Source organism: Hymenobacter sp. DG25A (assembly GCF_001280305.1).
Lineage (GTDB): Bacteria > Bacteroidota > Bacteroidia > Cytophagales > Hymenobacteraceae > Hymenobacter.
On record NZ_CP012623.1, the window covers coordinates 1790365 to 1806602 of the forward strand.

At 57.4% G+C, this 16238-nt stretch carries 14 protein-coding genes and 1 pseudogene; 10 read left to right on the forward strand and 5 right to left on the reverse strand.

The features are described 5' to 3' along the window. Positions 1-56 precede the first annotated feature (56 nt). The 3 genes from AM218_RS07710 to AM218_RS07720 all read left to right on the forward strand — a co-directional run bounded on the left by AM218_RS07710 (position 57) and on the right by AM218_RS07720 (position 3615). Complete coding sequence (locus tag AM218_RS07710; protein WP_157547573.1) at positions 57-1991, forward strand: T9SS type B sorting domain-containing protein; 1935 nt, start codon at positions 57-59, stop codon at positions 1989-1991. A gap of 150 nt (positions 1992-2141) precedes the next feature. Next, positions 2142-2477, forward strand: coding sequence for a YbaB/EbfC family nucleoid-associated protein (locus AM218_RS07715; RefSeq protein ID WP_044513373.1), 336 nt, complete (start codon positions 2142-2144; stop codon positions 2475-2477). Continuing rightward, a complete protein-coding gene (locus AM218_RS07720) occupies positions 2467-3615 on the forward strand; it encodes a glycosyltransferase family 2 protein (protein ID WP_071843726.1) in 1149 nt (382 codons plus the stop codon). The genes AM218_RS07715 and AM218_RS07720 overlap by 11 nt, the downstream gene beginning before the upstream one ends. Here AM218_RS07720 and AM218_RS17205 read toward each other — a convergent pair. Beyond that, positions 3616-3726 (reverse strand): annotated as a pseudogene (locus tag AM218_RS17205) (PspC family transcriptional regulator); the annotation flags it as partial. It lies immediately after the preceding gene. A gap of 243 nt (positions 3727-3969) precedes the next feature. On the opposite strand from AM218_RS17205, the gene AM218_RS07725 reads away from it, so the two are divergent. From AM218_RS07725 to AM218_RS07735, 3 genes are all read left to right on the forward strand, one after another. Beyond that, the gene (locus tag AM218_RS07725; RefSeq protein WP_054413323.1) at positions 3970-5697 is read left to right on the forward strand and encodes a tetratricopeptide repeat protein; all 1728 of its coding nucleotides are present in this window, start codon (positions 3970-3972) and stop codon (positions 5695-5697) included. 99 nt (positions 5698-5796) lie between these two features. Further along, complete coding sequence (locus AM218_RS07730; protein ID WP_262489785.1) at positions 5797-6789, forward strand: pyruvate dehydrogenase complex E1 component subunit beta; 993 nt, start codon at positions 5797-5799, stop codon at positions 6787-6789. Between the two features lie 174 nt (positions 6790-6963). Next, complete coding sequence (locus tag AM218_RS07735; protein ID WP_054413325.1) at positions 6964-7515, forward strand: DinB family protein; 552 nt, start codon at positions 6964-6966, stop codon at positions 7513-7515. 14 nt (positions 7516-7529) lie between these two features. Here the strand turns inward: AM218_RS07735 and AM218_RS07740 are convergent, their stop codons facing one another. After that, positions 7530-7988 (reverse strand): acyl-CoA thioesterase, encoded by a 459-nt coding sequence (locus tag AM218_RS07740; RefSeq protein WP_054413326.1) that lies wholly within the window; start codon positions 7986-7988, stop codon positions 7530-7532. A 19-nt stretch (positions 7989-8007) separates the two neighbouring features. Next, positions 8008-8730, reverse strand: a complete 723-nt coding sequence (locus AM218_RS07745) for a class I SAM-dependent methyltransferase (protein ID WP_054413327.1) — start codon at positions 8728-8730, stop codon at positions 8008-8010. A gap of 98 nt (positions 8731-8828) precedes the next feature. Between AM218_RS07745 and AM218_RS07750 the strand changes: the two genes are divergently transcribed. Together AM218_RS07750 and AM218_RS07755 are read left to right on the forward strand one after the other, a co-directional pair. Next, positions 8829-9212, forward strand: a complete 384-nt coding sequence (locus AM218_RS07750; RefSeq protein WP_054413328.1) for a hypothetical protein — start codon at positions 8829-8831, stop codon at positions 9210-9212. Between the two features lie 301 nt (positions 9213-9513). Continuing rightward, positions 9514-9990 (forward strand): nucleoside deaminase, encoded by a 477-nt coding sequence (locus tag AM218_RS07755; protein ID WP_054415407.1) that lies wholly within the window; start codon positions 9514-9516, stop codon positions 9988-9990. Between the two features lie 178 nt (positions 9991-10168). Here the strand turns inward: AM218_RS07755 and ffh are convergent, their stop codons facing one another. After that, positions 10169-11521, reverse strand: a complete 1353-nt coding sequence (gene ffh, locus AM218_RS07760; RefSeq protein WP_054413329.1) for a signal recognition particle protein — start codon at positions 11519-11521, stop codon at positions 10169-10171. A 145-nt stretch (positions 11522-11666) separates the two neighbouring features. On the opposite strand from ffh, the gene AM218_RS07765 reads away from it, so the two are divergent. Next, positions 11667-12983, forward strand: a complete 1317-nt coding sequence (locus AM218_RS07765; RefSeq protein WP_231717573.1) for a glycosyltransferase family 4 protein — start codon at positions 11667-11669, stop codon at positions 12981-12983. A gap of 173 nt (positions 12984-13156) precedes the next feature. On the opposite strand, the gene AM218_RS07770 is transcribed toward AM218_RS07765, so the two are convergent. After that, complete coding sequence (locus AM218_RS07770; protein ID WP_054413330.1) at positions 13157-14974, reverse strand: hypothetical protein; 1818 nt, start codon at positions 14972-14974, stop codon at positions 13157-13159. Positions 14975-15199: 225 nt separating this feature from the next. Between AM218_RS07770 and pseB the strand changes: the two genes are divergently transcribed. Then, positions 15200-16225, forward strand: coding sequence for a UDP-N-acetylglucosamine 4,6-dehydratase (inverting) (pseB, locus tag AM218_RS07775; RefSeq protein ID WP_054413331.1), 1026 nt, complete (start codon positions 15200-15202; stop codon positions 16223-16225). Positions 16226-16238 lie beyond the last annotated feature (13 nt).

Below are 16238 nucleotides of genomic sequence, written 5' to 3' on the forward strand. Positions count from 1 at the left end.
ACCTTCCGCTTTTGCGGCCGCTGCTATACTGCCTCCGTGCCGGCCGCGTTATGCCCATGGTGAAGCTTTTTACCCCATATTTTGTGCTGCTCTGGGCCCTGCTGCTGGCCCAGTGGCCCGCCCATGCGCAGGCTCCCTGTACCGACACGCCTAACTCCGGCGCCTGTTTCCGGGTGTATGATGCCGATACCCGGCAGCCGGTAACGGCCTTGTGCACGGGCCAGCGCATCCGCCTGCGGGACTGCAGCGGACGCCCCCTCGACCCCCGAAAAACCTACTACCGGCTTTCCACGGCCACCGTCTGCAGCTTTGCCGAAGGGGATACTGTGACCACGCTAACGGTTCCTGCTACCCCGGGCAATATCGTCATCACCCAAAACACCCCTAACCTGCTGGTACCTGGCACGGGCATTATCTACTCGCGCACCCTGCGGGTATATGCTGCTCCGGAACCGGTTTTCACCGTGGCAACCTGTGCCCCCGGCTTTGTGCAGGTATCCATTACCGACCGCACCTATGACCGGTTTACCGTGCAGTTGGGCAATGGCACACCGCAGCCTGCCAGCGCGGGCACCACTACCTATGCCGTTCCCAACGGCACTAACTCTGTTACCGTGCAGGGCAGCTATGCGGCGGCCTCTTTGTGCAGCGGCACCCGCACCATCAGCTTCACGCCCGCCGCAGCGCCCCAGATACCCCAGCTTAAGCAGCTAACGGTGCAGGGAAGCTCCCTGGAATTTCAATGGGGCACCCTGCAAGCAGAATATCAATATGTGCTGGAAGTGGCAGATGCAGCCAGTCCGGGTGGTTTTCGGCAGGTGGCGAATATCCCGGCGTCCAGCACCAGCCTAACGCTGCCCGCTGCTACTCTGCCCGGTTGCTACCGTCTGCGCCTCACCGATGCCTGCCAGTCTACCGGCACCCGGTATGTTTCTGCCACAGGCTGTACCGTGCAGCTTTCCGCTACCTCCGCCGATGGCCGCAACGAGCTGCGCTGGACTACCGGGGCAGCAGCCACCGGCTTTGAAATTACCCGCAACGGCACGCTGCTGGCTCGCACGGGCGCTGGCACCAGCGGCACCTACCTGGATAAAGACGTGGTATGCGGCATGGAGTACACTTACCGCATAACTGCAAGCAGCAACGGCGTGACTTCTGTTTCTGATGCCCGGACGCTAAAAACCGCTTCCACCCAAACTCCCCCCGCTCCCGTTATTCTGGCCTCGTTTGATTTACGCAACCGGGTAGAGCTAACGACCACCGACCCTGTTTCTCCGGGTAGCTCGGTGGTGTACACGCGCCTGCAGGATGGCACCAGCACTGTGGTGGGCACCGCCTCCGGTAAGCTGCTGGATTCCTTGGCGCTGTTATCCGTCGATACGCCTCCCTGCTACACCGCCCGGTTCCAGGACCCTTGTGGTAATACATCTGTAGCTAGCGCGTCGGTATGCCCGGTTATTCTGGAAGCAACGCCTACAAAAGATAATACCGATGCCGTGCAGCTGCGGTGGTCGGCGCTTAATGGTGCTGCTACGGCCACTTACCAACTACTGCTACTGGGCCCCGCCGGACAGGTTTTGCGTACCCAAACGGTTTCTGGATTCACGTATGTTGATCTGACTCCACCCACGGACCGGCAGGTGTTGCGTTACCGGCTGGAAGCCACTGCGCCCGGTGGCGGGCGCAGCTATTCCAATGTAGTATCCGTGACGCGGCCTTTACGGGTGGTGCTTCCCACGGCCTTTACGCCCAACGGGGATGGTCTGAACGATGTATTAGAGATAAAAGGACGGTTCATTACCACCTACCGGCTGGTTATCCGGGACCGAAACGGGCAGGAAGTGTTTACTTCCACCAGTCCGGCACAGCGTTGGGATGGGCGCATCAAGGGAGCTACCCCAGTGCCGGGCGTGTACGTATATCGGTTTGAAGCCGCTGATGAAATGGGGCAGCCTTTTGTCCAAACAGGCTCCGTCACCATTCTGCGCTAACGGCTGGTTGTCTGCGACACTAAGCGGGTGTAGCAGCTCATTTATGGCGGGCGGGTACCATGAACTACCTTTGCGCGTTAAAGCAGGCAACCGGCTGCACCTGGCTGGTATCTAAGAATACACACAACCACGCAACTAAACGAGAAGCATATGTTTGATATGATGGGCATGATGGGGAAGGTAAAAGAGCTCCAAGATAAAATGAAGCAGGCGCAGGACGAACTGCAGCACCTCACGGTTACCGCCGAATCGGGCGGGGGCCTAGTGAAGGCTACGGTGAATGGCCAGCGCCGCGTACTGAAGCTGGATATCGATGAAAGCCTGCTCTCCGGCCCCGACCGCGACATGATGGCCGACCTGGTGGTAGCCGCCGTGAACAAAGCCCTGGAAGAAGTAGGCGAAAAAGCCAAGGAAGAGCTCAAGAACAAAACCTCCGGCCTGCTGCCCAACATTCCCGGCCTCGATTTCGGCAACCTTGGCCTCTAGTCAGCCCGCAGATAATGTAGGATCCTGCGCTGATGTAGCCGTCGTTATTCTGAACTGGAATGGCTTGCGCTGGCTGCAGCAGTTTCTGCCGGAGGTAGTGGCGCAGGCCGATGGAGCCACCATTGTAGTAGCAGATAATGCTTCTACCGATGAGTCGGTGGCCTGGCTGCGGGTGCAGTTCCCATCCGTTCGGGTGCTGGTACACGCTACCAACCTCGGTTTCTGTGAAGGCTACAACCAGGCGTTGCGCCAGCTGAATTTCCGGTACTATGTGCTGCTGAATTCGGATGTGGCCGTAACCCCGGGCTGGCTGCGCCCCCTGCGCCAGCTGCTGGAAGAGCGGCCGGCCGCGGCTGCCTGTCAGCCCAAAATCCTGGCCCAGCTACAGCCCACGCATTTTGAATATGCCGGCGCCGGCGGGGGCTACCTCGACCGGCTGGGCTACCCCTTCTGCCGGGGGCGCCTGTTTGATACCCTGGAGGAAGACCACGGTCAGTACAACGATGCCCGACCGGTAGCCTGGGCCTCCGGCGCCTGCATGATGGTGCGCGCCAGCGCCTGGCACGCGCTGGGCGGCCTGGAGCCGGAGTTCTTTGCCCACATGGAGGAAATTGACCTGTGCTGGCGCCTGCAGAATGCGGGCCATGAAGTCTGGTACCAAGGCGGCAGCACCGTTTACCACGTGGGCGGGGGCACATTGCACAAAAGCAACCCGCGCAAAACATACCTCAACTTCCGCAACGGGCTGGCCTTGGTGTACAAGAACACGGCGCCGACAGAGCTAACCAGCACCATGGTGCAACGCCTGTTACTGGACTGGGTGGCTGCTGCCCGGTTTCTGACCCAGGGGGCTACTGGGGATTTTAAAGCGGTACTACGGGCACACCGGGACGTGCTCAGGAAGCTTTCCTATTGGAAAACTCAGCGCCGGGCGGCCCGGCCACACCTTTCCGTAGCCCAACGGGCCGGCACCTACCAGGGCAGTCTGGTATGGGCATATTTTGTACAGGGAAAGCGGACGTTTGCGGAGCTACAAATCCCAGACGGTGCTGCGCTGCCGGCGCAAAGCCTGGCGCACGTTCATCCAGAACGCCAGCGCGAAGTAGAGCACCACGGGGGAGCCAAACGTGAAGAATGAGGCGTACACAAACGAGAGGCGCACACTGCTGGTAGAAAACCCTAGCCGCTCGCCCAGCGCATTGCAAACGCCGAAGCTTTGCTTTTCAATAAAGTCGGTTAGTCGTCTCATAGCCCTTACTATCAACAGCTGCCTTTAGTGGCTAACCCGGTCTAAGGTAACAAGATACGCCGTATGGCGCAACTTCTCCCGGCATTTTGCCCCAAGATACGCCCCTTATCAGGAGTTTTTCGTTTGTTGTCTGAAATTAGCCTACCACGTTTTCAATACATGATCAGCCTATCTGTGCGCATTGTACCACTTATTCTAGCGGCCACTCTTGGCGTCACCTTGTCGGGTTGTACGCTTACCCGGATGATGAAGGTTGCGGGTGAGGGTCAACAAATTACCGTTCAGCCTTCGGTGCTGGACACCAACGGCGAAAATGTTCTGTTTGAGGTGAAGGCGAAAGTACCCGCAGCGCACCTGCGCAAGGGGAAAGCCTACAACCTGAACCTTAGCTACCGCTACGATAATGGACTGCGGGAAGACACCGTGGGCCGCCTCAGCTTTGTATCCGGCGAGTACGTGTACGATGAGGACCGCAAAGACCAGCTGGTAGCAACCAGGCAGTTTTCGTTTCCCTTTACGCCCCGCAAAAACCCGGGCCAGCTGCTGGCCACTCCCGAAGCCCGCCAGTTGCGAAAGGGTGGCAAAGTGCGCACCGGCAAGCCTTTCCAGATAGCCCGCGGCATCGTCACCACCAGCCGGCTGGTGGTACGCCAGGATACACTTATACCTTACCTGCCGGAAACGGCCAGCCTGGAAGGGGGCGGCACCCGCGTGTTGCCGTTCTTTTTTGATACCGGCGAAAGCAAAATCCGCAATTATCTGGGCACCAACGTGGCCGCGCTGGAAGAATTCATCGAAGCCAATCAGAAAACCGAGCTGGTGATGGTGGTGGCCGGCAACTCGCCGGAGCCGGCCGAAACCAAAAACCCGCACCTGGCCGACCAGCGCGTGCAGGCCCTGGTGAAGTACTATAAAAACCGCGTCGACGTCAGCTCCTATCTGAACTCGGTGAAAGCTATTCAATTTGACACCCGCGCCTACCGCAACCGTTGGGACTTGTTCGTGAACAAGGTGCAGGAGTCGGCGCTGCAGCCGGCGCAGATAGACTCGGTGCTCACCATTCTGAACGAATCAGAAGGGACGTTTGCTGAGCGGGAGCTGCAGCTGCACCAGCTTTCCTTCTTCGATTATCTGGAGCAATACATTTACCCGGTAATGCGCTTTGGCACGGTGGCCGTGAAGTACAGCGCCCCCAAACGCTACGAATCAGAAATCTACCTGCTCTCCAAAAAGATTGTGGAGAAGCAGATGGAAGCCGATGCGCTGACGCCCGAGGAGCTGCGGTATTCGGCCACGCTCACGCCGCTGCTGGCCGAAAAGCAGCGCATCTATGAAATGGCCATTGCCACCACGGGCCGCTGGGAAGCCTACCATAACCTGGGCGTAGTGCTGGCTGCCCGGGCCGAAAAGGAAGTGAATCTGCGCGTGAAGCGGGCCTATCAGCGCCGGGCCGCTACTAACTTTACCCTGGCCGCACACCGCAACCCCACGGCCCTCACCTTCTACCGCACCGCCACCGCTTACCACCGCGCCGGCGACAAGCTGGAGGCCCTGCAGAACTACGACTACGCCATTAAGCTGGGCGGCCCCCGCCCTATTCTGAACAAGGTATTTGCCGATAAAGCTGCGCTGGAAATTGAAGTTGGTCAGCCCGATGATGCCCTGCGCAGCCTCAGCTTCAGCGACAAATCCTACCAGAATACCATGAACCGCGCGCTGATTTACCTGCTGAAGGAGAACTACGAAGGCGCAGCCCAGATTTACCAGGAAGCCCTCACCCTGAAGCCCAACGATGCTATGGCGTACTATTGCCTGGCCCTGGTAGCAGCCCGTCAGAAAGACGAAGCGCAAATGGGACTACACCTGCGCCGGGCCGTGCAGTTGGACCGCCAGTTTGCCCAGCGGGCCGTGGAAGACCTGGAGTTCCGGGATTTTGTCGCCAGCAAAACGTTTGTGGAGGCCTTGAAGTAGTGTTGCCTCCGGCATTTGCCCGTCCCGTCTGAGCGTTGTAGCTTTACGGGCCGGAAATCCTCCGGCTTTTTTCATTCTGATTTTTCGACTTTCTGTCAACTGACGACTATGCGGACCATCCAATTCCGGGAAGCCCTGCGTGAAGCCATGTCTGAAGAAATGCGCCGCGACCCGCGCGTATTTCTTATGGGCGAAGAAGTAGCTGAGTATAACGGCGCTTACAAAGTAAGCCAGGGCATGCTCGACGAATTCGGCCCGGAGCGCGTAATTGATACGCCTATTGCTGAGCTGGGCTTTGCCGGCATTGGGGTAGGCGCGGCCATCAACGGCCTGCTGCCCATCATCGAGTTCATGACCTTCAACTTCTCCCTGGTAGCTATTGACCAGGTGATTAACTCGGCGGCCAAGATTTATTCGATGTCGGGTGGTCAGTACTCCTGCCCTATCGTTTTCCGTGGCCCTACCGGCAACGCCGGCATGCTTTCCTCGCAGCACTCGCAGAACTTCGAGAACTGGTACGCCAACTGCCCCGGCCTGAAAGTGGTGGTTCCCTCCACCCCTTACGATGCCAAAGGCCTGCTGAAATCCGCCATCCGCGACGCCGACCCGGTGATTTTCATGGAGTCGGAGCTGATGTACGGCGACAAAGGCGAAGTGCCGGAAGAAGAGTACCTGATTCCGATTGGCAAAGCCAACGTAGTGCGTCAGGGCGACAGTGTGACGCTGGTGAGCTTCGGCAAAATGATGAAAGTAGCTTTGGCTGCGGCCGATGAGCTGGCGAAAGACGGCATCAACGCCGAAGTAATCGACCTGCGCTCGGTACGTCCTATCGACTACGACACCCTGATTGAATCAGTAAAGAAAACCAACCGCATGGTGGTGGTAGAAGAAGCATGGCCCCTGGCCAGCATCAGCTCGGAGCTGGCCTACATGGTACAGCGCCGCGCCTTTGACTACCTCGATGCCCCCGTAGTGCGCATTACCTGCCAGGACGTGCCCCTGCCCTATGCGCCTACCCTCATTGAGGCCTCGCTGCCCAATGTGGCCCGCACCGTAGCGGCTGTTAAGGAAGTAACTTATCAGAAAGCCTAGCTTTCCGCATTCCACTAACAAAAAGCCCCGCTGGTGTTTTCCGGCGGGGCTTTTTGTTTGATTTCGCAGAAGCGACGTTAGCTATGGAATGGGTTCCCCGCGCAGGAGGATTATCCTTTGATTTGGGCCCAAATTTGTAGTTTACGCATCCCTATCCATCACCCCCGCCCTTTTATGAATCACCGCTTACACTTACGCTTTGAGCAGTTGGAACAGGCTACAAACCGCCTGCTGGCTTCGGCAGCCGTTTTGGGAGAGCAGGCATACCAGTCGCCGGGTCCGGGCCATTGGTCGGCGGCCCAGGTAGTGCAGCATTTGGTAGTAGCCGAAACGGGTATTGGGCTGTATGTGGAGAAAAAAGTATTGCAGGCCGAAGGATTGCAAAAAGGCGGGGTGGCTTCGTTTCTGAAGTCACGGCTGCTGCGGGTGCTGCTGCGCCTGCCGTTTACCCGCTTTAAAGCGCCCACTTCGCTTACCAAGCTAACCCCGGAAACAGTTCCGCCGCTGGCGGAGCTTCGTGCTGAGTGGGAAGCCACCCGCCGCCGTATGGAGCGTACGCTGAACGAATACCCCGGCAAACTTATGGACCGGGCCATTTTTAAGCACCCCCGCTCCGGCATGCTCACCATCACCCAGACCATGGACTTCATGCTGGATCATATCCTGCATCACCAAAAGCAGATGGAGCGCATTACCAAGCAGGTAGCTCAGAAAGCCGTCAAGTAGAGTAGCAGTCAGCCTTAGACCTTTTCCTCGCTTTTTCGAACGATGTCGGCGTAGGAAGCGTGGCGGGAAAGCTGCCGCATAACGGCGGTTATTTCTACCGGCGGTACTGCCAGCTTTCGGGCGCGCAAATCCAGCCAGGCGCCATCTACGGTTACGGTGGCGGCTAGCCGGTCGTCGGCTTTGTAAATGCTGTGCACAATGCGCCAGCGGGTGCCATCTTCGTTGATGCCTGCCAGCTCGGCCGTAACGCGAATTACCTCGCTCAAACCCACTTCCTTGAAGAAGCGGGTGTCTTCCCGAAACAGAATGGGGCCAATGGCCAGCTTGGCAAATTGCGCCATGGTAAAGCCATGTTCGGCCAGGTACTCCAGGCGCACCTGCGCGGCATAATCGGTGTAGGCCGAGTGGCGCATGTGGATGTTGGGGTCGAGGTCGGCCCAACGGACGGTGTAGGTTTTCGCGAAGTCTGTCATGAACGGTAGTTTAATACGGCTAGCGCACGGTTAGACGCACTAAGTACTGTTCTTGTTCGTCCTCGGCCACAAATTCCACCTCGTAACCGGCGGCCTCCGCGTAGTCCTGCACAATGCCGGCGCCGGCAAAAAGCCAGTGAAAAGGTGCGCCGGTTTCGCCTTTATACGTCATGCGGTATTCTACCTCCCCGTGGTAGGGGCCGTTCAGGTTGAATACCAGGGCACCGTCTTCGTCCTCAAACAGATAAGCTATATCGGAGGAAGTAGCCAGAATCTGGCCGCCCGGTAGTAGCAGGGTGCGCGCATACGCCAGAAACTGCTCCAGCCCATCCAGAGTGCCTACTAGGCCCAGGCCGTTCATAAGCATCAGAATGGTATCGTAGTGCGCGGCCGGCACCGAGAACAGATCGTGGCAGGCTACTTCGCGCACGCCCCGCTCCTCCATTACCTGCACCGCCCCGGGCGATACGTCCACGGCTTTTACCTGAAAGCCGCGGCTTTGCAGCTCCAGGGCGTGGCAGCCGGCCCCGGCGCCCAGATCCAGAATACGGCCACGGCACTCCTCCAGGGCGGTGCGCTCCAGTTCCGGCATCTCCCAGAGGCTGCGAAAGAAGTACTGGGCCGGCAGCTCTTCGTCATCGGCTACGTTGGAATGCACCACCAGCGCCGCCTTCGGATCGGTGTTGTGGAGGTAAGCAAGCAGGGCGTGGCCCAGGGGGTCGGGAGAAGCAGTAGCAGACATGGGGCGAAGATAGAAAGGTTGACGACCAAAGTGGGCACCGTATCCTTTCGCGCCGGCTCTTCGTTGACATCAGCATTCCTCCCTTTTGCCTTTTCGCCATGTCCGTTAATCTAGATTACCTCGACCCTGCCCTCCTTCCGCTGGAAGAGAAAGTAGAAGCTTACCTCAGCGCCAAAGAAGACTTGCAGAAAGCCATTGTAGCCGCCCACACCCGGGAAGGCCAACCCGTACCGGAGGAGTTTGAACAGCGCTCTGCCGCCGGCTCCTTCGATCAGCAGGCAGATGAAGTGGAAAATGCGGTTGAAAATCTGCAGGCTGACCTGGCCATCCTGCGCCGGGAAATTATTGGAATGCTGCCCGTGCGCGATGAATGGGTGAAAGTAAACCTGGGCTACGGCCCCAGCCGTGTGGGGGCCTTCCGCAACGAGAAAAAACCGCTGCCCGAGGGCGAGGACGAGTACATTCTGCGGGTGGTGCAATAGGGCTACCCTATCAGGCACAAAAAAGGACGATACATAGTATCGTCCCTTTCACACAACCAAAACACCTAAAAAACTATTCTTTCGAGGAAGAAAAAGCAATTAAGGTGCCATAGTTGATGAGGTTTAAAAAAACTGTAAAATATTTATTGTTTACAGCAGCCCGATGTGCTGAGTACGAATCCTCACTTAACTGGAAAAAGCTTTCTGAAGCGTTTTAGCTGGTATTTACAAGCTCTACCGTTTGCCAACAGTTTCTCCTTAAACTCGGCGTGGCTACCTTGCACCCTTAATTAGAACCATGATGCAAGAGCCCAATCCTGAGTTTATGCGGGAGGCCATTCGCCTCTCAATAGAGAAGATGCAAGCCGGTTTTGGCGGCCCGTTTGGAGCCGTTATTGTGAAAGACGGCCAGATTATCGCCCGGGGCTTCAACCAGGTTACCAGTACCAACGACCCCACCTGCCACGCCGAGGTAGACGCCATTCGGAAAGCCTGCACCACGCTGGGCACCTTCCAGCTCGACGACTGCGACCTGTACACTTCCTGCGAGCCGTGCCCCATGTGCCTGGGCGCCATTTACTGGGCCCGTCCGCGCCGCGTGTTCTACGGCAACACCAAGCAGGATGCGGCCGCCATTGGCTTCGATGACCAGTTCATCTACGACGAACTCGAAAAGCCCCTCCCCGACCGCCAGATTCCCATGCAGCAATTGCTGCGCGAGGAAGCGCTGGCCGGCTTTCAGGCCTGGCAGCAACACGAGAGTAAGACGGAATACTAAATCACCGATTCGTCAGATTTTTTCGGATGCTCCGGATTTTGTGGATCACAGATTCTACGGATTGAATTGATCCCAAGCCAGTCCAACGAAAAAGCCTCGCAGTTTGCGAGGCTTTTTCGTTGGAAATTTATCGTTTACAAAATCCGGAGCATCCGAAAAAATCCGACGAATCCGTGATTTAGCGCATTCCGCCGCCGCGCATGCCCATCATGCGGGCCATTTGCAGCATGCCGCCTTTGCTCTGGCTCATTTTGTTCATGGTGCGCATCACTTTGCGCATATCCTCAAACTGCTTCATCAGGTTGTTTACCTGCTGAATATCGGTGCCGGAGCCTTTAGCCAGGCGACGACGGCGCGAGCCATTCAGCAACTCGGGCTGGGCGCGCTCTGCTGGGGTCATGCTCTTGATAATGGCCTCAATTGGCTTGAAAGCATCATCATCGATATCCACTTCCTTGATGGCCTTGCTCATGCCGGGAATCATGCCCACCAGGTCCTTCAGGTTGCCCATTTTCTTGATCTGCTCCAGCTGGGAGAGGAAGTCATCGAAGTTGAACTGGTTTTTGCGGATTTTCTGGTTGATGCGCTTGGCTTCCTCCTCGTCGAACTGCTGTTGGGCGCGCTCTACCAGCGAAATAACGTCGCCCATGCCCAGAATACGCTGGGCCATCCGGTCAGGGTAGAACATGTCCAGCGCCTCCATCTTTTCACCTGTGGAGATGAATTTGATGGGTTTCTCTACCACGGCGCGAATGGACAGGGCCGCACCACCACGGGAGTCACCGTCGAGCTTGGTGAGCACCACGCCGTCGAAGTTGAGCCGGTCGTTGAAGGTCTTGGCCGTGTTTACAGCGTCCTGACCCGTCATGGAATCGACCACAAACAGCGTTTCCGAGGGGTTGATGGCACGCTTTACGGCCTCAATCTCGCGCATCATCTGTTCGTCCACGGCTAGGCGACCGGCGGTGTCAATGATGACTACTTTCTTGTTGTTCTTCTTGGCAAACTCAATGGCGTTCTGCGCAATCTGAACGGGGTTTTTGTTCTCCACTTCGGAGTACACCTCCACGCCAATCTGCTCGCCCAGCACTTTCAGCTGGTCAATTGCGGCGGGGCGGTATACGTCGCAGGCCACCAGCAGCACCGTGCGGTTCTGCTTTTTGATGAAGCTGGCCAGCTTACCGGCGAAGGTAGTCTTACCCGAGCCCTGCAGACCCGACAACAGCACCACGGCCGGGTCGCCTTTGATAACGATATCCTGCTTTTCGCCGCCCATGAGTTGGGTCAGCTCATCGTACACGATTTTGGTGAGCAGCTGACCCGGCGACACGCTGATGAGCACGTCGCGGCCCATGGCCTCTTCCTTAATCTTGTCGGTGACGTCTTTGGCCACCTTGTAGTTCACGTCGGCATCCACCAGCGCCCGGCGGATTTCCTTCACCGTGGCGGCTACGTTGATTTCGGTGATGCTGCCCTGGCCTTTCAGCGTTTTGAAGGCCTTATCTAACTTGGTACTGAGGTTATCGAACATTGAATCGCGGATTTGCGCTGATTTCTACCGCTGCTGCTTTCAAAGAAAAGCTCCGCATCGGCCAATTTTTCCCAAAAATAACCAGAAAACCCCGAAAGCCGACTACTGCTTACCTTCGCGGCTTCACCTTTGCTTTCCATTGCCCGTGTCTACGCTGCGCCTGCTTGTGATTACCTATTACTGGCCGCCCTCCGGCGGGGCCGGCGTGCAGCGCAGCCTGAAGTTTGTGAAGCACCTGCCCAGCTTCGACGTAGAGCCTACGGTGATAACCGTAGACCCCGAAAAAGGTGCCTATCCGGTGCTGGATTTGTCATTGGCAGCCGATATTCCGCCCTCCGTCCGCGTGCTGCGCACCGATACCTCGGAGCCGTTTGGCAGCTACAAAAAGCTTACGGGCCGCCAGCAGATTCCGTATGGCGGCTTCGCCAACGAAAGCAAAACCAGCCTGACGCAGCGGTTTTTCAAGTTTGTGCGGGGCAACGTGTTCATTCCGGACCCGCGCCGGGGCTGGAACCGCCATGTATTGCGCGCCGTGGCAGAGCTGTATGCTAAGGGCGAGCGGTTTGATGCCGTGCTGACCAGCAGCCCACCCCACTCCACCCAGCTGATCGGCCTGGAGCTTAAAAAGCGCTACAATCTGCGCTGGCTAGCCGATTTACGCGACCCGTGGACCGATATCTACTACCACCATGAGCTGAACCAAACGCCCCTGGCCCGCTGGCTGGATGCCCGTTACGAGCGCCAGGTGCTGGAGCAGGCCGATGCCGTGCTAGTCACCAGTCCCGACACCAAGCGCCTGTTTCTGGGCAAGTCGCCCAGCCTCTCCAGCGAGAAATTTCATGTGTTGCCCAACGGCTACGATGAAAGTGACTTCCGGGAGCCCTCCACCCCACCCGCCGATGCCTTGCTCATCACGCACACCGGCACCATCACCGAGACTTACCACATTGAGCTGTTTCTGAGCGCGATGGATGAGTGCGCCCGCCAGAACCCGGATGTGCCGCTGCGCCTGCGCTTCGTGGGGAAAGTATCGGATGGAGTGCGCCGGCAGCTGGAAGAAAATGACCTCACCGAGCGTACCGAGCTGATTTCTTTTGTGCCCCACGATGAGTCAGTGAGCTATTTACTGCGCAGTACGGTGCTGTTGATGGCCATTCCCGATGTGCCGCATAATCTGGGTATTCTGCCGGGTAAAGTATTTGAATACCTGGCTGCCAACAAGCCCATTATCTGTATCGGCCCCTGTGATTCTGATGCGGCCAACCTGCTGGATGAATGCGGGGCCGGCCGCGTGCTGCCCTATGATGCCTACGGTGCTATGCTGGAGCACCTGAACAACCTCTGCGAGCTATGGCGCGCCAACTCCAGCCTCGATCTGCCCAGGCTTACGCACACCCGCTACTCCCGCCGTGCCCTCACCAAGCAGCTGGCTAAACTGATTAAAGCCCCAGTGTCATCATGAGCCTTCAAAAGCCTTTCCCTTACTTCTGCCTTCTCGCACTTTTGTCATCCTAAGCAAAGCGAAGGACCTTCTCCCTTTGGAACGAGCCGTTGTTCCGTTAGTCGTTCTTAGGTGAGAAGGTCCTTCGCAAGCTCAGGATGACAGAGTATTATGGTAGAGGGGTTCGAATTGATTTAAAGCTTCTGCCACAGCCCGCGTAGCTTGGCAGGCACCAGACTCACGGCCCGGGCTTTTAAATCTACCCAATTGGAGCGTTCCAGCTGGCGGCCGTGCCATTGGCCAATGGCCTCTGCCACGCGCTGGGCCAGCGTGCGGTAGTGCTGGCGCTGGTAGTGGCGCAGGTTGTTGGTGACATCGGCGGGTGTGCGCACAAAATCCCGGACATCGAGCACAAAACAGTTATCAGCCTGAGCAGCAAAATCAGCCAGGGCCTTATTCATTTGAATGTGGCGCGCTTTGGCGCCTGTTTCGCCCGAGCCGGGCACTTCTATTTCGGTACCGTTGAGAAAGAAAATGGGTACGTACGCTGGCACATGGGCCCGCAGCCAACGCAGGTTGGCCGTAAAATTTTCGGGGCTGAGCTGGCCTTCGTAAGTGAATTTCTGCCGGAAGCGCTGTAAGAAGGCTTCGTCCATTCCGCGAAAACGACGTTTGGCAAACTTCGCCGCCTGGGTGGCTGGGTCAGCGGCAATCAGGTTGTTATAGCCGCCGAAGGGAATCAGATAGCCGGTTGACTTTTCGCGGTACAAATCCTGGGTGTAGTCCATCAAGGGGCTATATACCAGCACATCATAGGCTTCGTTCCAGAGCCGGGTTTGGAAAGCTTCTTCACCCAGAAAGGGTAAGGTGGCTGCCAGGCGCTTCTGCTCCGCTTCAGGCCATTCGCGGCCTCCTTCCAGCAGGGCGGTGTGCTCTACGTGAACCGGAATCTGATGCTCATTCACGTAGTTGAACTCCTCTTCCACTGCCAGATCAAACGCCTGCAAAAATGGGGTGAGCTGGCCCAGGTCGCAGCCGCCTTTCAGCAAGACGCGCAGCTTCGTGGCTGCTACTTTTTCTGAACCGACTGGGAAGGCGGCAGAGTCGTCAGCGTCCAGGGTTATCCAGTCGGGCCGGTCTGTTTGGTTGAGCTCCGTGGCTACTTCCCCCTGCGCTTCCAGTTGGGGGAAGCCCAGCCAGGCGTAGGTAAACTGCTCTACGCCCAAATGCAGGATGCGGCAGGAAAACACCAGCTGCTCCAGCGTATGGTTGGCCAGGTTCAGACAGTACACGCCTATCAGCCCATATTCGCCGAATCGGTCCTGCACGCGCACGGTGCCCCACCGGCGGGTGGCATCCGTGAAACCCGCTTGCAACTCCTCTTTTTTGACGCGGCGCTTGGTAAAGTTGAGCTGGTTGGAGCGGTTAATAAGTTCCTCAATCCGGTCGAGGTCCGGCAGAACGGCCAGGCCTTCGCGAAAACGGATACGCACCTGCGAATCGCGCAGAAAGGCCAGGTTATCCTGATAAGTAGAGCGGGCCTGCTGCTGGCGCTCTAGCAATTTGTATTGCTCCAAGCGCGAGAGGCCAGGATCAGGCTTGCCGCTGGCGCGGAGCAGCGTGGCCAGCGTGGCCAAGTCGGCGGGGTCGGCTACCTGCAGCTCGGGGTTATAGAATTGCGCTTCGGCCCGGTTGATGGGGTTATCATCGAGAAACAGCGCGTTGGGCGCCCGCAGCTGCATCTGTTCCAGTAGCTCCTTAATAATGGGGCCTTTGGGCTGCCAACTGATTTGCGGAAACACGAACAAGTCGCGAATACCCAACTCGATGAGTTGGGCCTCGGCAGCAGCAAAGTCGTTTTTGGAGACGATAGTATGCACGATGCCGCGGGCCGCCGTGGCCCGCACCAAATCAAGATTTTCTTCCAGCGCTTCAATAGCCCCTTCAGAGAGGGTGCCGCGCCAGAACGTATCGTCCAGATCCCAGATAACGACTTTGACGGGTTCGGGCATACAAAAAGCAGATAGCAGTAGAACAAATAACCGGCGGTTATCCTACGTTGTCGAAGGTCCTTGTCTTATTAGGAATCCTCTCAAAGCGGGTCTTCCAACAGGATAATGTCCTTCGCCGACGCAGGACGATAAGTACGGAACACAAAAGTACACAAGCTCGTCCCGGAATGCCTACTTTTGCCCTCCTTACCCGGCCGGCCCGTTTGCCGGCCTTGTTTTCCTCGCATGGCCCTCGACCTCAATCATAAATCCATTCTGGTAACCGGTGGCACCGGTTCTTTCGGCAAGCAGTTCGTTCGGACGGTACTGGAAAAGTATCCGCAGGTGAAACGCCTGGTGGTCTACTCCCGCGACGAGCTGAAGCAGTTCGAAATGTCGCAGACCTTTCCGCACAGCAAGTATCCTGCTATTCGCTATTTCATTGGTGATGTGCGCGATGCAGAGCGCATGAAGCGTGCCTGCGAGGGAATTGACATCATTGTGCACGCCGCGGCCCTCAAGCAGGTACCCGCCGCCGAGTACAACCCGATGGAGTGTATCAAGACCAACATCTTCGGCGCCGAAAACGTCATTAACGCTGCGCTGGATTGTGGTGTGCAGGAAGTAGTTGCACTTTCTACCGATAAAGCGGCGGCACCTATTAACCTGTACGGTGCCACCAAGCTCTGCTCGGATAAGCTGTTTGTAGCCGCCAACAACATGAAAGGGGCCCGCGACCTGCGGTTCTCTGTTGTGCGCTACGGCAATGTAATTGGCTCCCGCGGCTCAGTAGTGCCGTTTTTCCTGCAGCGTCGCAAGGACGGGGTTTTGCCCATTACGCACCCGGACATGACGCGCTTCAACATTTCCCTGGAAGAAGGCGTGGATCTGGTGCTGTATGCGCTGGAGCACTCCTGGGGCGGCGAGATTTTCGTACCCAAGATTCCTTCCTACAAAATCACGGATGTGGCCGAGGCCATTGGGCCGCAGTGCCGACAGGAGATTGTAGGCATCCGGCCCGGTGAGAAGCTACACGAGGAAATGATTACCGAAACCGATGCGCTGAGCACCGTGGAGCTGGACCGCTACTACGTCATTCTCCCTGCTACTCCGCAGTGGGATATCGACAAATTCATTGCGCATTTCGGCGGCAAGCGTACCCCGCTGGGCTTCCACTACAACTCCGCCAACAACGACCACTGGCTGTCGGTGGAAGAAATCCGGGAGGAGATTCGCCTGCACGTGGACCAGGAATTCACGCATGACTGCTAAGTTTCCCGCTTAG

Coding starts and splice junctions, on each gene's coding strand:
- AM218_RS07710 (WP_157547573.1), top strand. CDS start 57: ATGGTGAAGCTTTTTACCCCATATTTTGTGCTGCTCTGGGCCCTGCTG.
- AM218_RS07755 (WP_054415407.1), top strand. CDS start 9,514: ATGCAAGAGCCCAATCCTGAGTTTATGCGGGAGGCCATTCGCCTCTCA.
- AM218_RS07745 (WP_054413327.1), bottom strand. CDS start 8,730: ATGTCTGCTACTGCTTCTCCCGACCCCCTGGGCCACGCCCTGCTTGCT.
- AM218_RS07725 (WP_054413323.1), top strand. CDS start 3,970: ATGATGAAGGTTGCGGGTGAGGGTCAACAAATTACCGTTCAGCCTTCG.
- AM218_RS07735 (WP_054413325.1), top strand. CDS start 6,964: ATGAATCACCGCTTACACTTACGCTTTGAGCAGTTGGAACAGGCTACA.
- AM218_RS07740 (WP_054413326.1), bottom strand. CDS start 7,988: ATGACAGACTTCGCGAAAACCTACACCGTCCGTTGGGCCGACCTCGAC.
- pseB (WP_054413331.1), top strand. CDS start 15,200: ATGGCCCTCGACCTCAATCATAAATCCATTCTGGTAACCGGTGGCACC.
- AM218_RS07715 (WP_044513373.1), top strand. CDS start 2,142: ATGTTTGATATGATGGGCATGATGGGGAAGGTAAAAGAGCTCCAAGAT.
- AM218_RS07750 (WP_054413328.1), top strand. CDS start 8,829: ATGTCCGTTAATCTAGATTACCTCGACCCTGCCCTCCTTCCGCTGGAA.
- ffh (WP_054413329.1), bottom strand. CDS start 11,521: ATGTTCGATAACCTCAGTACCAAGTTAGATAAGGCCTTCAAAACGCTG.
- AM218_RS07770 (WP_054413330.1), bottom strand. CDS start 14,974: ATGCCCGAACCCGTCAAAGTCGTTATCTGGGATCTGGACGATACGTTC.